The sequence below is a fragment of the Thioclava marina genome (assembly GCF_002020135.1).
GTDB classification, from domain to species: Bacteria; Pseudomonadota; Alphaproteobacteria; order Rhodobacterales; family Rhodobacteraceae; genus Thioclava; species Thioclava marina.
On the sequence record NZ_MPZS01000001.1, the window covers coordinates 1,020,843 to 1,035,652 of the forward strand.

11 protein-coding genes are annotated in these 14,810 nt (G+C 67.2%); 8 read left to right on the top strand and 3 right to left on the bottom strand.

Translation table 11 applies throughout. The features are described 5' to 3' along the window. Positions 1-107: 107 nt before the first annotated feature. From BMG00_RS04895 to acuI, 6 genes are all read left to right on the top strand, one after another. Entirely contained in the window at positions 108-2,468 is a 2,361-nt protein-coding gene (locus BMG00_RS04895) for a Tex family protein (RefSeq protein ID WP_078573538.1), read from the top strand. A 103-nt stretch (positions 2,469-2,571) separates the two neighbouring features. Then, on the top strand, positions 2,572-3,276 hold the full coding sequence (locus BMG00_RS04900) for an ABC transporter ATP-binding protein (RefSeq protein ID WP_078524987.1): 705 nt from the start codon (positions 2,572-2,574) through the stop codon (positions 3,274-3,276). 4 nt (positions 3,277-3,280) lie between these two features. Then, on the top strand, positions 3,281-5,644 hold the full coding sequence (locus BMG00_RS04905; RefSeq protein WP_078573539.1) for an ABC transporter permease: 2,364 nt from the start codon (positions 3,281-3,283) through the stop codon (positions 5,642-5,644). A gap of 4 nt (positions 5,645-5,648) precedes the next feature. After that, positions 5,649-6,866, top strand: a complete 1,218-nt coding sequence (locus BMG00_RS04910; protein WP_078573540.1) for an efflux RND transporter periplasmic adaptor subunit — start codon at positions 5,649-5,651, stop codon at positions 6,864-6,866. Between the two features lie 57 nt (positions 6,867-6,923). Beyond that, the gene (acuR, locus tag BMG00_RS04915) at positions 6,924-7,565 is read left to right on the top strand and encodes an acrylate utilization transcriptional regulator AcuR (RefSeq protein WP_078573541.1); all 642 of its coding nucleotides are present in this window, start codon (positions 6,924-6,926) and stop codon (positions 7,563-7,565) included. A gap of 14 nt (positions 7,566-7,579) precedes the next feature. Further along, positions 7,580-8,569: an acrylyl-CoA reductase (NADPH) gene (gene acuI, locus BMG00_RS04920; RefSeq protein WP_211274120.1), complete on the top strand. Its 990-nt coding sequence runs from the start codon at positions 7,580-7,582 to the stop codon at positions 8,567-8,569. Here the strand turns inward: acuI and BMG00_RS04925 are convergent. Beyond that, a complete protein-coding gene (locus BMG00_RS04925) occupies positions 8,566-9,570 on the bottom strand; it encodes a helix-turn-helix transcriptional regulator (RefSeq protein ID WP_158521679.1) in 1,005 nt (334 codons plus the stop codon). The genes acuI and BMG00_RS04925 overlap by 4 nt on opposite strands. Here BMG00_RS04925 and cysD point away from each other — a divergent pair. Further along, on the top strand, positions 9,546-10,565 hold the full coding sequence (gene cysD, locus BMG00_RS04930) for a sulfate adenylyltransferase subunit CysD (RefSeq protein WP_281251059.1): 1,020 nt from the start codon (positions 9,546-9,548) through the stop codon (positions 10,563-10,565). The two genes, BMG00_RS04925 and cysD, sit on opposite strands and share 25 nt — an antisense overlap. A gap of 47 nt (positions 10,566-10,612) precedes the next feature. Continuing rightward, entirely contained in the window at positions 10,613-12,520 is a 1,908-nt protein-coding gene (cysN, locus tag BMG00_RS04935; RefSeq protein WP_078573544.1) for a sulfate adenylyltransferase subunit CysN, read from the top strand. Positions 12,521-12,565: 45 nt separating this feature from the next. Here the strand turns inward: cysN and BMG00_RS04940 are convergent, their stop codons facing one another. Both BMG00_RS04940 and BMG00_RS04945 read right to left on the bottom strand, forming a co-directional pair. Beyond that, positions 12,566-13,711, bottom strand: a complete 1,146-nt coding sequence (locus BMG00_RS04940; RefSeq protein WP_078573545.1) for an amidohydrolase — start codon at positions 13,709-13,711, stop codon at positions 12,566-12,568. Next, positions 13,711-14,706: an LLM class flavin-dependent oxidoreductase gene (locus BMG00_RS04945; RefSeq protein WP_078573546.1), complete on the bottom strand. Its 996-nt coding sequence runs from the start codon at positions 14,704-14,706 to the stop codon at positions 13,711-13,713. Before BMG00_RS04945 ends, BMG00_RS04940 begins: the two co-directional genes overlap by 1 nt. Positions 14,707-14,810: the final 104 nt, after the last annotated feature.

Consider the following 14,810-nt stretch of genomic DNA (forward strand, 5'->3'; position numbering starts at 1 on the left):
GCCCGCGCGCGACAACAGGCCGCGATCCGCCCGGCCCCGGCCTTCCCCCTTTTCCCCGGCCAACGGGGCGGCTATTGCTGGCAGCCCGATTGCATCAGGAGAGAGCCTTGGCCCAAACCGATTCCGCCCCCGTCCAAGCCCGTATCGCCCAGACCATCGCCAGTGACATCGCGGCGAGCCCCGCGCAGGTCACCGCGGCGATCGGCCTTCTCGATGGCGGCGCGACCGTGCCTTTCGTGGCGCGCTATCGCAAAGAGGTCACCGGCGGGCTCGACGACACGCAGCTGCGCCTGCTCTCGGACCGGCTGGGTTATCTTCGCGAGATGGAGGCGCGGCGCGAGACGATCCTCAATTCGATCCGCGAACAGGGCAAGCTGACCGACGATCTGGCGCGGTCCATTGCGCGGGCCGAAAGCAAGGCCGCGCTCGAGGATATCTACCTGCCCTTCAAACCCAAGCGCCGCACCAAGGCGATGATCGCGCGCGAGAACGGGCTGGAGCCGCTGTTGCGCGCCATTCAGGAGGACCGGAGCGCCGCGCCCGAAACGCTGGCCGAGGGTTACATCACCGAGGCCGTGCCCACGGTGAAGGACGCGCTGAATGGCGCGCGCGACATCCTGACTGAAGAACTGTCCGAAAACGCCGATCTGCTCGGGAAGCTGCGCGAGTTCATGCGCGCCGAAGCGATGATCGCCGCCCGCGTCGTGCCCGGCAAGGAAGAGACGGGCGCGAAGTTCTCCGACTATTTCGATCACCGCGAGAAATGGGCCGACATTCCGGGCCACCGCGCGCTGGCCATCCTGCGCGCGGCGAAGGAAGAGGTCGTGACGATGGAGATCGCGCCCGACGCGGAAGCCGGCGAGCCCCGCGCCATCGCCACCATCGCGGCCACGCTCGACACGCAGGCGGGCCGCCCGGGCGATCTGTGGCTGCGCGACGTGGCGCGGTGGGCCTGGCGGGTGAAATTCTCGGTCTCGCTCTATGTCGACCTGCTGGGAGAGCTGCGCCAGCGCGCCCATGACGAGGCGATCAAGGTCTTCGCGCGCAACCTGCATGACCTGCTGCTGGCAGCGCCCGCCGGTCCGCGCGCGACGCTGGGCCTCGATCCGGGCATCCGAACGGGCGTGAAAGCGGCCGTGGTGGACGCGACCGGGAAGCTGCTGGAGACCGCGACGCTCTACCCGTTCCAGCCGAAGATGGACCTGCGCGGGGCCGAGGCGAAGATCATCGACATGGTCAAACGCCACGGTGTGGAGCTGATCGCCATCGGCAACGGCACCGCCAGCCGCGAGACCGAACGGATGGTCACTGACACGCTGAAACTGCTGCCGCCGGGCGTGCGGGCGCCGACGAAAGTGGTCGTCTCCGAGGCCGGTGCGTCGGTCTATTCGGCCTCGGAACTGGCCGCGCGCGAGTTCCCCGATCTGGACGTTTCCCTGCGCGGCGCGGTCTCGATCGCGCGACGCTTGCAGGACCCGTTGGCGGAACTCGTGAAGATCGAACCGCAAAGCATCGGCGTCGGTCAATATCAGCACGACGTGGATCAGCGCCGCCTGTCGCAGGCGCTCGAAGCGGTGGTCGAGGATGCGGTGAACGCGGTGGGCGTCGATCTCAACATGGCCTCCGCGCCGCTTCTGGCGCAGGTCGCGGGGCTTGGGCCCGCACTGGCGCAGGCTATCGTCGCGCATCGCGACGCGCATGGCGCCTTCCCCTCGCGCCGCGCGCTGATGGAGGTGGCGGGGCTTGGCCCGAAAGCCTTCGAGCAATGCGCGGGCTTCCTGCGCATCCGCGACGGCGAAGAGCCGCTCGACGCCTCCTCGGTTCACCCCGAAGCCTATGCGGTCGCGCGCAAGATCGTGGAAAGCTGTGGCCGCGACATCCGCGAGATCATGGGCCAGCCCGCGGCGCTGAAAGGCCTGCGTGCAGAGCAGTTCGTCACCGGCGAATTCGGCCTGCCCACGATCCGTGACATCTTCGCGGAACTGGAAAAACCCGGCCGCGACCCGCGCCCCACCTTCAAAACCGCGCAATTCACCGACGGGGTCGAGGACATCAAGGACCTCAAGCCGGGGATGAGCCTTGAGGGGACCGTGACCAACGTGGCCGCCTTCGGCGCTTTCGTCGATATCGGCGTGCATCAGGACGGGCTGGTCCATGTCAGCCAATTGGCCGATCGTTTCGTGAAAGACCCGCATGAGGTGGTGAAGGCGGGCGATGTGGTGCGCGTGCGCGTCACCGAGGTCGACATTCCGCGCAAGCGGATCGGGCTGTCGATGCGCAAGCAGTCCGAGGGCGGCGCGCGACCGCAGGGCCAGGGCCAGGCGCGGCAAGGACAGGGACCGGGCAAGCCCGGACCGCAAGGCTCGCGCGGCAAGGGCCCCGGAAAAGGTCCCGGCAAAGCGCCTTCGCAAGATAGCGGCAATGGCGCGCTTGGTGCTGCTTTGCGCGATGCGATGAACCGACGCTGAAACCGACCAAGCGGTTTCAACGTTTGGGGTTTTGACTGTCTCGCGGGGCTGTGTTCTGATCGCTCCCGGCCTCTGCGGCCCGAAACGATCACGGAGCCCTCGCGTGCAGCCCGCCTTTCGCACAGAAGCGCTATCGAAGACCTATGGCGAGGGTCCGGCCGCCGTCCACGCCCTGCGTGAAGTGACGCTCGAAATCCCGCGCGGCGAGGTGGTGGTCCTGCTCGGCCCCTCGGGCAGCGGCAAATCCACCTTTCTCAACATCATCGGCGGGCTAGACCGACCGAGCTCGGGCAAGGCCTGGTTCGGCGATCAATGCCTGACCGAGATGTCCGAACGCGCGCTCACGCAATACCGGCGCAGCCATGTCGGCTTCGTCTTCCAGTTCTACAACCTGATGCCCAGCCTCACCGCGCGCGAGAATGTCGAGCTGGTGACGGAGATCTCGAATGACCCGATGGATGCGGGCGAGGCGCTGCGGCTGGTGGGGCTGGAGGGACGGCTCGACCATTTCCCGGCGCAGATGTCGGGAGGCGAGCAGCAGCGCGTCGCCATCGCCCGCGCCATCGCCAAGCGCCCGGCGGTGCTGTTTTGCGACGAGCCCACGGGGGCGCTCGATTCCACCACGGGCCGGCGGGTTCTGCAGGTCCTCAACGATGTGAACCGCGAGCTGGGCACGACCGTGCTGATTGTCACACACGCAGCCGCGACAGCGGCGATGGCGCATCGGGTGCTGCATTTCACCGACGGCCAACTGCGCGAGACGATCCTCAACGAGACCCGCGCCGATCCAGCCGAGATCGAGTGGTAAACCGATGGCGCTGACGATCCTGCATCGCAAGCTCGGTCGCGATCTCTGGCGCATCCGCGCGCAGGCTTTCGCGATCGCGGCGGTGGTCGCGATGGGCGTCATGGTGCAGGTGATGATGGCGGGGTTGACCGATACGCTCACCATCACCCGCGATGCCTATTTCGAACGACACAGGTTCGCGCAGATTTTCGAGCCGCTGACCCGCGCGCCCAATTCGCTGATGGAAAAGGTCAACGCGATCCCCGGTGTGCTGACGACCGAGGGACGTCTGAGCGGTTACGGCCGGATCGACGCCGACGGGGGTGAGCCGGTACAGGCGCGCATCCTTTCGCTTCCCGGTCCGGCAGGGCTCAACGGCATCCTGATGACTGCGGGCCGGATGCCCGTCCCGGGGCGCAGCGACGAGGTCATACTGCTGGACACATTCGCCGCCGCGCGCGGGATCGCGCTCGGCGACACGTTCGGCGTGACCGTCGAGGGCCGCCACCAGCACCTGCGCGTGGTCGGCTTCGCGCGTTCCCCCGAGTTTTTGTTCATGCCCGCGCCGGGTGAGTTCTTTCCCACCGATGGTCGCTTCTCGGTGATCTGGATGGAGCGCAAGGCCGCCGCCGCCGTGCTCGACCTCGACGGGGCGTTCAACGAGGTGCTGGTGCTGACCACGCGCGAACGCCCACGCAAGGCGGTGCTGGCCGATCTCGACAGGTTGATGGCGCCCTATGGTGGCGGCGCGGGTTACGTGCAGGACCAGCAGACCTCGGCGCGCTTCATCGAGGAGGAACTGAAAGGGTTGCGCCAGTCGCGCCTGTTCCTGCCACCGATCTTCCTCGCCGTGGCGGCCTTTCTCCTGAATGTCACGATCACCCGGATCGTGCAGGCCGAACGGCGCGAAATCGGTCTGATGAAAGCCTTCGGCCATAGCGGAGCCGAGATCGCGGGGCATTACCTCGAACTGGCGCTGCTGATCGCGCTCGCGGGCGCTGTGCTCGGGTCGGGCTTGGGGGTGATGGCCGGACGGGCGATCACCGGGCTCTACATGGAATTCTACAAATTCCCCTATCTCGTCTTCTCGATGCGCCCCGGCCCCTTTGCGGGCGGCCTGGCCTTCTCGCTGCTCGCCGCCGCGCTCGGCGCGGCCATTGCGCTGCGCACCGTGTTCCGCCTGACGCCCGCCGAGGCGATGCGCCCACCAGCGCCCCCCGATTTCACCCATGGCCGTATCGGATTTCTTGCGCTCCTGACCCGCCCGCTCGACCAGCCGGGGCGGATGATCCTACGTCAGATCACGCGCCAGCCGTTTCGCAGCCTTGGCACCATTGCGGGGGTCGCCGCTGGGCTCGCGCTCAACATGGCGATGCTGATGATCTATGCGGGGTTCGATCACACGATGGCGGTGACCTTCGGCTTCGCGGATCGCTCGGACGCGACGGTGAGCTTCATCCACCCGGTCTCTCGCGATGTGACCCACGAGATCGCCCACCTGCCCGGCGTGCTCGAGGCCGAGCCGCAGCGCATGGTCCCAGTGCTGTTTCGCAATGGCCCCATCACCCATCGCGGCGAGCTGACCGGCCTGCCCGACCCGGCCACGCTGAACCGTGCGCTCGATACCAGCCTGAACCCGATCCCGCTGCCCGCAAATGGCGTGGTGCTTTCGCGCGGGCTTGCGAACCTATTGGCCCTTCACCCGGGCGATCTGATCACCGCCGAAGTCACCGAGGGGCGCAAGCGCCACCTGACCCTGCCTGTCGTCGCGGTGTCCGACACGCTGCTCGGCGCGCCCGCCTATATGCGTCTCGATGCGCTCACGCGCGCGATTGGCGAGGCCGACCGGATCACCTCGGTTGCGCTTCGGACCGCGGGCCAGCCTTCGGCGGAGCTGCTACACGCGCTGCGCGAGCGGCCCAAGGTGGCGGGCGTCTCGGTGAAGGCCGACAGCTACGCGGCCTTTCGCAAGATCGCCGACGAGGGCGCGGGGCAAATGCGGTTCGTGTTCGGCGCCATCGCCTTCGTGCTGAGCTTCGGCATCGTCTACAACGCCGCGCGCAACGCTTTTGCCGAGCGCGTGCACGAACTCGCCAGCCTGCGCGTGCTGGGCTTCACCCGCGCCGAGGTGACGCTGGTTCTGGCCGGCGAGATCGCGGTGCTGGTGGCGATTGCGCTGCCCTTGGGGATCTGGCTGGGCTGGTGGCTCGCCAATCTCATCGCGGTCGCCTTTTCGAACGAGCTTTACAGGGTCAGTGTCAGCTTCGACCTGCCGAGCATCGCCAAGGCGGTGCTGGTGGTGGTCGCAGCGATGCTGGCCTCGATCCTGATGTTGCGCCGCGCTCAGGATCGGTTGAACATGGTGGCGGCGCTCAAGGCAAGGGACTGACCTCGTGACCCCAAGACCCCGCACCCGCTGGCTGATCCTGATCCTCGTCGCGCTGATCGCGGCAGGCGCGTTCGCCGCGCTTCTCTGGCCGCAAGCGCAGACTGTCGATCTGGGCACCGTCACGCGCGGGCCGATGCGGCTCGCGATCGAGGATGACGGGCGCACGCGGGTCAGCGAGAGCTACACGGTCTCGACCCCGGTGAGCGGACGGCTCCAGCGCCTCGACATCCACGTGGGCGATCCGGTGGTAAAGCGCGAGACGGTCGTGGCGCAGATGCGCCCCGCCCTGCCCGCCGTGCTCGATGCCCGAAGCCGCGCGCAGGCCGAGGCCGCGCTGGCCGAGGCGCAGGCGGCCCTGAGTGCCGCCGAAGGCGATTACCGCGCGGCGGTGGCGATGCGCGAACAGGCGGATGCCGATCTGTCGCGTTCCCAGCGTCTGGCGCTCTCGGGCACGATCAGCCAATCCGCGCTCGACCGCGACCAGATCACAGCCGATTACGCGGCAGCCCAGGAGGCCGCCGCGAAAGCCGCGATCGCGATGCGCGAGGCAGCCGTGGCCTCGGCGCAATCGGTGCTGCAAAACGACGCCGGCGCGAGCAATGGAAAGGGCGCCGAGACGATCCCGCTTTTCGCCCCCGCCACCGGGACCGTGCTGCAGATCCTTCAGGAGAACGAGACGGTTCTCTCCGCCGGCAGCCCGATCATGGAGATCGGCAATATCTCGGACGGGCTGGAAGTGGTGGCCGACCTGCTCTCGCGCGACGCGGTGCGCGTGCGCGTGGGCGATCCGGTCGAGATCACCGATTGGGGCGGGCCGGATGTGCTGGAAGGCAAGGTCCTGCGCGTCGATCCGGCAGGCACCACGAAGGTCTCGGCGCTGGGGGTCGAGGAACAGCGCGTCGGGGTGGTGATCGGCTTCACCGGCGATCCGGGCAAGCGCGCAGGCCTCGGCCACGGGTTCCAGGTGACGGTGCAGATCGTCGTCTGGCAGGCCGAGGACGCGCTGCGCGTGCCCTCCAGCGCCCTGTTCCGGCGCGGTTCGGGCTGGTCGGCGTTCAAGGTCGAGGATGGCCGCGCACGCGAAGTGGCGGTCGAGATCGGCACGGATAACGGTACGGTGGCCGCGGTCACATCGGGCCTGAGCGACGGAGATCAGGTCGTGCTTTACCCGGTCGAGGGGCTGGCGGATGGCTCCACCGTCGCGCCGCGTTCGGGGGGCTGACCGGCCTCCGCAACCAGGGCGCTTTATTTATCATACCATCCGGTATATTAAATCCGCATGAGCGCCCCCGCCCCCGATTCCAACACCCCCCGCCGCCGTGGCCGACCGCCGCGCAAGCCGGATGATCAGGCCGCCCGCAAGGCATTGATCCGGGCGGGGCTCGTGCAGCTGACCGAGCGCGGCTACACCAATGTCGGGCTCGACGAAATCACCGCCGCCGCCGGTGTGACCAAGGGCAGCTTCTACCATTACTTCCCGACCAAGGCCGCCTTCGGCGCCGAGCTGATCGAGGCCTATGGCGCCTTTTTCCGCGACAAGCTTTCGCGCTCGCTCGACCGCGCCGACCTCACGCCGCTCGCACGACTGCAGGCCTTCACCCGCGACGCCGAGGCGGGCATGGCGCGATACGATTTCCGCCGGGGCTGCCTGATCGGCAATCTCGGGCAGGAGATGGGAACGCTCCCCGAGGACTATCGCGCCCGCCTCATCGCCGTTCTGGAAAGCTGGCAGGCGCTGGTGGCCGACTGCCTGCGCGCGGGCCAAGCCGCAGGCGAAGTACCCGCAACCCAAGACCCCGACACGCTCGCCGAGATCTTCTGGACGGGCTGGGAAGGCGCCGTTCTGCGCGCGAAACTTCAACATTCCCCCGAGCCGCTGCGTCGCTTCGCCGACGGGTTCATGCGGCTCGCCCAAAGCTGAAAGGACATGACATGGTGCAGGCCATCGTGGTCGAGAAACCCGAGGAAACGCAGACCGTCGCACTGAAGGAGATCGAGCTGCCGCCGCTGGGTGAAGGCGAGGTCGCCGTGGACGTGGCCTATTCGACGCTCAACTACAAGGACGCGCTGGCGATCACCGGCGCGGGGCCTGTGGTGCGAAGCTTCCCGATGGTGCCGGGCATCGACTGCTCGGGGATCGTGGCCGAGAGCAACCATCCCGGTTTCGCCAAGGGCGACCGCGTCGTGCTGAACGGCTGGGGCGTGGGCGAGAAACATTGGGGCGGGCTGGCAGGGCGCGCGCATCTCAAGGGCGACTGGCTGGTGAAACTGCCCGAGGGGATCTCCTTGCGTCAGGCGATGGCGATCGGCACGGCGGGCTACACGGCGATGCTCTGCGTGATGGCTCTCGAGGCGCATGGTGTAACCCCCGACAAGGGCGAGGTCGTGGTGACGGGGGCCACGGGCGGTGTCGGTAGCGTGGCGACCGCGCTTCTGGGCAAGCTCGACTATACTGTCGCCGCCGTCACCGGCCGTCCCGAGGAAGAGGCTTACCTGAAATCGCTCGGCGCATCCTCGATCGTCGCGCGCGATGAGGTCTCGGGCAAGGCGCGACCGCTGAACAAGGAACGCTGGGCGGGGGCCGTCGATGTGGTGGGCGGCGAGGTGCTCGCCAACGTCCTTTCGATGATGGCCTATCGCGGCACCGTCGCGGCCTGCGGGCTGGCGGGGTCTATGTCGCTGCCGACCTCGGTCGCACCCTTCATCTTGCGCAACGTGACGCTCGCGGGCGTCGACAGCGTGATGTGTCCGCTTGAAGACCGCGTCGAGGCCTGGCGCCGTCTGGCTGCCGATCTCGACATGGACAAGCTCGCCGCGATGGAGATGGAGGTCGCGCTGGAAGACGTGATCGCCACGGCTCCGAAATTCCTCGAAGGGAAGGTGCGTGGGAGGATCGTCGTGCCAGTTGCGCCCGAGCTTGGCTAACAAAGCCAGAGTGCGGAGCCAAGCATCCGCCGCAACAGCCCCGTCTGGCCGCTAACCCCTGCCCGCGCGTAGATCTGCTTCGAGGTCGAGCGCGCGGTTTCAAGCGTCCAGCCGAGGCGCTCTGCCGCCTCGCGCAGGCTCGCCCCGTCACACAGCAGCACCGCCAGCCGCGCCTCGGAGCGGCTCAGATCGAGATCGCCGGCAATCCGCCCTAGCGGCAGGTCTTGTGCCTTCGGAAGGGCGCGCAGATGGCCGATCACGGCCGGTGCGCCCTGCCACTTGCCTTGCGTAAGCCGAAGGTGCACCGGGGGCTCCCCCGCCATCTCGACGGGGCGCGGCGCGCTCTCGCCTGCCGCCAGCGCTGCCAGTGCCTGCCGAAAGGCGAGCGCCGCCTCGGGATCGGCAAATTCGAGCCGTGCGCCATGACGCAGGCGCAGCCGCTCGGTCGCGTCCAACCCGGCCGCGACCTGCGGATCGTGGGCGATCACCGCGCCCGTTGCACTCAGCGCCACCCACCCCGCCCCAAGCGCCGCGGCGCTTCGTTCGGCCATTGCGGCACGCGACCGTTCGATCCCCAGTGCTGCCCGGATCGACAACGCCTGCCCCAGATGCGGCGCGAGATTGGAAAGCGGCAACGCTTCGGCTGCACGAAACTCCCGCCCTGAACGGGCGATCATCAGCACCACCTGCCCTGCCGTTCCCGCCGCGACCTTCAGCACCCGCAGGGGTGTCGGCCAATCCGGCTCCCCCGGCAAGTCGATCTGCGAATAGACCCGATCGAGACGCATCGCGCGCAGTCGCTCGGTCTCGGGCAAGGCGATCTTGCCGAGCTGCCAGCTCGCGCCTTCACCTTCCGAAGCAAGGAGCCGAACCGCCGCCGCCTCTGCATGCGACGCCGCGCAAAGCCGTTCGAGAAAGCGCACCCAGCCTGCCGCGCCCCCCTCGCTTGCCGCCGCGAAGAGCGCGTTGATCAACAATGTGTTTTCGGACTGGCCCAACATTGGCCCAACTTACCCCCCATTTGGGGGGTTATCCAGAAAGAACGCTTCCCTATACCGGGGAAAATTCGCGTTCGGACAAAGGCCCTCCCATGGACCCCAAAACCCTGACCCACCTGCAACGCCTCGAAGCCGAGAGCATCCACATCATGCGCGAAGTGGTTGCCGAGGCCGAGAACCCGGTGATGCTCTATTCCGTCGGCAAGGACAGCGCGGTGATGCTGCATCTGGCGAAGAAGGCGTTTTACCCCTCGCCGCCGCCCTTCCCGCTCATGCATGTCGACACGACCTGGAAGTTCCAGGACATGTACAAGCTGCGCGACAAGGCGGCGAAAGCGGCCGGAATGGAGCTGATCGTCTATCAGAACCCCGAGGCCAAGGCGAAAGGGATCAACCCGTTCGATCACGGCTCGCTGCACACGGACATGTGGAAGACCGAAGGGCTGAAACAGGCGCTCGACAAGCACAACTTCGACGTGGCCTTCGGCGGCGCGCGCCGCGACGAGGAGAAATCCCGCGCGAAGGAACGCGTCTTCTCGTTCCGCTCGGCCAATCACCGCTGGGACCCGAAGAACCAGCGCCCCGAGCTCTGGCGCCTCTACAACGCCAAGAAGGCCAAGGGCGAGAGCGTCCGCGTCTTCCCGATCTCGAACTGGACCGAGCTGGATATCTGGCAATACATCCACCTCGAAGGCATCGAGATCGTGCCGCTCTATTTCTCGGCCCCGCGGCCGACGGTGGAGCGTGACGGGCTGATCCTGATGGTGGATGACGACCGCTTCCCGCTGCGCGACGGCGAAGAACCGGTGATGCGCTCGGTCCGCTTCCGCACGCTGGGTTGCTACCCGCTGACGGGCGCCGTCGAGAGCGAGGCGCAGACCCTGCCCGAAGTCATTCAGGAAATGCTGCTGACCACCACCTCCGAGCGTCAGGGGCGCGCGATCGACCACGATCAGGCCGCCTCGATGGAGAAGAAAAAGCAGGAAGGCTATTTCTGAGCCCTTCCCTCTCGCGCCCCCATTTCCACCCTATCAGGTGAGCCGACATGACGACCAACGATCCGATCTACAAGACCGACGCGCTGATCGCGCAGGACATCGACGCCTATCTCGAGGCGCATCAGCACAAGACCATGCTGCGTTTCATCACCTGCGGTTCGGTCGATGACGGGAAATCGACGCTGATCGGGCGGCTGCTCTATGACAGCAAGATGATCTTCGAGGATCAGCTTGCCGCACTGGAAGCCGATTCCAAGCGCGTCGGCACCCAAGGGCAAGAGATCGACTTCGCGTTGCTGGTCGACGGTCTGGCCGCCGAGCGCGAACAGGGCATCACCATCGACGTGGCCTACCGCTTCTTCACGACCGAAAAGCGCAAGTTCATCGTCGCAGACACGCCCGGCCACGAGCAATACACCCGCAACATGGTCACCGGCGCCTCCACCGCCGATCTGGCCGTGATCCTGATCGACGCGCGCAAGGGCGTGCTGACCCAGACGCGTCGCCATTCCTACCTCGTGAACCAGCTCGGCATCCGCCATATCGTGCTGGCGGTGAACAAGATGGATCTGGTGGATTACGATCAGGCGACCTTCGACGCCATCGTGGCGGATTACAAAACCTTCGCCGACAGTATCGGCATCGAAGACTTCACCGCGATCCCGATCTCGGGCTTCAAGGGCGACAACATCACCGGCCCGAGCGAACACACGCCCTGGTACAAGGGCCCCTCGCTGCTGCCCTATCTGGAGGCCGTCGAGGTGGACGTGACCTCGGATCAGGAGCGTCCGTTCCGGATGCCGGTGCAATGGGTGAACCGCCCGAACCTCGACTTCCGCGGCTTCTCGGGCCTGATCGCCTCGGGCACCGTGCGCCCGGGCGACGAGGTACGCGTGCTGCCCTCGGGCAAGACCTCGAAAGTGGCACGCATCGTCAGCCTCGAAGGTGATCGCGATCTGGCGGTTGCGGGTGAATCCACGACGATCACCCTTGAGGACGAAATCGACTGCTCGCGCGGGCAGGTCATCGTCGCCGCCAAGGAGCCGCTGGAGGTGGCCGACCAGTTCGAGGCTACCATCGTCTGGATGGACGAGACCGAACTGGTTCCGGGCCGCGCCTATTGGCTCAAGATCGGCACCCAGACCGTTTCGGCCACCGTGCACGAGCCCAAATACGAGGTGAACGTCAACACGCAGGAGCATCTGGCGACGAAGACGCTGGATCTGAACGCGATCGGTGTGGCCAACATCACCACCGACCGCGAGATCCCCTTTGCGCCCTATGCCGAGAACCGCGATCTGGGCGGGTTCATCCTGATCGACAAGATGACCAACCAGACCTCGGCGGCCGGGATGATCAACTTCGCGCTGCGCCGGGCCCAGAACATCCACTGGCAGGCCACCGATATCGGGCGCGAGCATCATGCGAACATGAAGCATCAGAAGCCCGCCGTGCTGTGGCTGACCGGCCTCTCGGGCTCAGGCAAATCGACCATCGCCAATATCGTCGAGAAGAAGCTCGCGCGGATGAACCGCCACACCTTCCTGCTCGACGGCGACAACGTGCGCCACGGGCTCAACAAGGATCTGGGCTTCACCGAGGCCGATCGCGTGGAGAACATCCGCCGCGTCGGCGAGGTCGCCAAGCTGATGACCGATGCCGGTCTGATCGTGATCACCGCCTTCATCTCGCCCTTCCGCTCCGAGCGCGACATGGTGCGTTCGATGATGCAGCCGGGAGAGTTCATCGAGATCTTCGTCGACACACCTCTGGAAGTGGCCGAGGCGCGCGACGTGAAGGGGCTTTATGCAAAGGCGCGTTCGGGCCAGCTGAAGAACTTTACCGGCATCGACTCGCCCTATGAGGCGCCCGAGAATGCCGAGATGCGCATCGACACGACCGCGATGACGCCCGAGGAAGCGGCCGATCTGATCATCGCGCGGCTGATCCCGTAAAGACCTTGGCGGGGCGCGGCGATCCGCGCCCCCGAAGACGCGCCCCTAGCCCAGCAGATCGCGGGCGATGCGCTCAAACAGATGCGCGCCGGTGCCGATCAGGTCATCGGGGAAATCGTAATCGGGATTGTGCAGCGCGGGGGCGTCCAAGCCGACGCCAAGGCACATCATCGCCGATTTCGCCCCATGCCCGAACAGTCCGAAATCCTCCGAGGCGCGCATCGGCACGCCCTCTTCGCCATGCGCGATGCCAAGGCTGTCCATCGCCTGCCGTGCGATCCCGACCGCCTCCGCCGCGTTGACCGAGGCCGCGAAGCGGTCATGCTCTTCGATCTCCAGACCCAGCCCCGCAGTCTTAGCCTCCTCAGCCACCCGCGCGCGGATCTCGGCCTCGAGCGCGGCAAGGCTGTCATCGCCGCCCGTGCGCAAGGTCGCGTAAAGCACGCCCTCCCCCGGTGCGATTCCGAAGGTAGGTTCCCCCACCGACAGATGGGTCAGCGTCACGAGGCGGAACGCATCGTCCAGATCGCCGCCCGGACCCAGCGCCTCCAGCACCGGCGCAAGGCGTGCGAAGACAGGGAGCGGTGAGCGCCCTGCTCCGGGATCGGCGGCATGGGCGGTCTTGCCCGAAAGCGTGATCTTCAGCCCGACCGAGGCGCAATTCATCAGCCCCCGCTTCGTGCCAACATAGCCACGCGGACGCCCCGGCAGCCCGTGGATCGCGAAGGCGAAATCGGGGGCGATGCGGGCAAAGTTCGGATCCTCGATCACCGCGCGCGCGCCTGCGCCCGTTTCCTCGGCGGGCTGGAACAGCACGATCACCCGCCCCTTTGCGACGGGTTTGCGCGCGATCAGACGCGCCAGCCCCATCAGCATCACCATATGCCCGTCATGGCCGCAGACATGCGACACACCGGGGCGCTCGGAGACCCACTCGACATGGGGATCTTCCGCGATCGGCAGCGCATCAAGCTCGGCGCGAAAGAGCACCGCAGGGCCCGGCTCACCGCTGTCGAAAACCGCCGCAACCCCATGCCCGCCGATCCCGGTGATCAGTTCGGACGGGTTCAGCGCGCTCAGCTCCGTCGCGATCCGGCGGGCGGTCTCCACCTCCTGCCCCGAGACCTCGGGCGCGCGGTGGAGCGCGTGGCGCAGCGCGGTCAGCTCGACCAGATCGGCATTCCCCAGCATCACCCCTCCTGCAGCTCGCGCAGCACCTCGGCCCCGATCCCGAAGGACCGGATCCGCGCGGCCGGATCGTGGATCATCCCCGTCACCATCAGCTCGTCGGGCTGGTAACGCTCGATCAGCACGGCAAGCTGCGTGCGGATCGTCGCGGGCGAGCCCGTGGCCGAAACCGAGAGCGCCTGCTCGGCCTGCGCCAGAACCTGCGTGGGAATGCCTGCACCCGGATCATGGCTCGGGCGCGGCAGTTTGCCGGGCTTACCCATGCGCAGCCGCGCGAACCCCATCAGATGCGAGGAGCGCAGATAGGCGGCCTCCGCATCCGTCTCGGCCGCGAACAGCCCCGCCGCCATCATCGCATAGGGTTGCGAGAGATGCTCGGACGGGCGGAAGGTCGCGCGATAGGTGGTGAGCGCCTCTTCCAGCATCGCCGGGGCGAAATGCGAAGCGAAGGCATAAGGCAGCCCGAGATAGGCGGCGAGCTGCGCCCCGAAGAGGCTGGAGCCGAGAATCCAGACTGGCACCTTGCTGCCCTGCCCCGGGATCGCGCGCACGCGGGCATCCTCGGGGCCTTCGGCAAGGAAATCCATCAGCTCGACCACGTCATCGGGAAAGCCATCCGCCGGCGCCATATGCCGCCGCAGCGCCCGCGCCGTCGCCATGTCGGTTCCGGGCGCGCGGCCCAGCCCGAGGTCGATCCGGCCAGGATGGAGCGCCTCGAGCGTGCCGAACTGCTCGGCCACGACAAGCGGCGCGTGATTGGGAAGCATGATGCCGCCTGCGCCCACGCGCATCCGCCGCGTCGCGCCCGCGATATGGCCGACGACCACCGCAGTCGCCGCACTCGCGATGCCGGGAAAGTTATGATGCTCGGCCAGCCAGTAGCGGTGATAACCGGCCGCCTCCGCCGCACGCGCGAGATCGGTGCTGTTGGCCAGCGCCTCGGCCGGGCCGCCGCCTTCGGGAATGGGCGAGAGATCGAGAAGGGAGTAACGTTTCATCAGGCCTCCGGGGGTCTCCGGGAATTCGCTCTCAGGGGTTTCAGAGACGCGCGCCGCTGTCAATCGGCGCGGCTGCGCGGCATCGCACAGCCCGCCCGCCCCCG

Coding starts and splice junctions, on each gene's coding strand:
- BMG00_RS04945 (WP_078573546.1), bottom strand. CDS start 14,706: ATGAAACGTTACTCCCTTCTCGATCTCTCGCCCATTCCCGAAGGCGGC.
- BMG00_RS04925 (WP_158521679.1), bottom strand. CDS start 9,570: ATGTTGGGCCAGTCCGAAAACACATTGTTGATCAACGCGCTCTTCGCG.
- cysD (WP_281251059.1), top strand. CDS start 9,546: ATGTGTTTTCGGACTGGCCCAACATTGGCCCAACTTACCCCCCATTTG.
- BMG00_RS04940 (WP_078573545.1), bottom strand. CDS start 13,711: ATGCTGGGGAATGCCGATCTGGTCGAGCTGACCGCGCTGCGCCACGCG.
- acuR (WP_078573541.1), top strand. CDS start 6,924: ATGAGCGCCCCCGCCCCCGATTCCAACACCCCCCGCCGCCGTGGCCGA.
- cysN (WP_078573544.1), top strand. CDS start 10,613: ATGACGACCAACGATCCGATCTACAAGACCGACGCGCTGATCGCGCAG.
- BMG00_RS04905 (WP_078573539.1), top strand. CDS start 3,281: ATGGCGCTGACGATCCTGCATCGCAAGCTCGGTCGCGATCTCTGGCGC.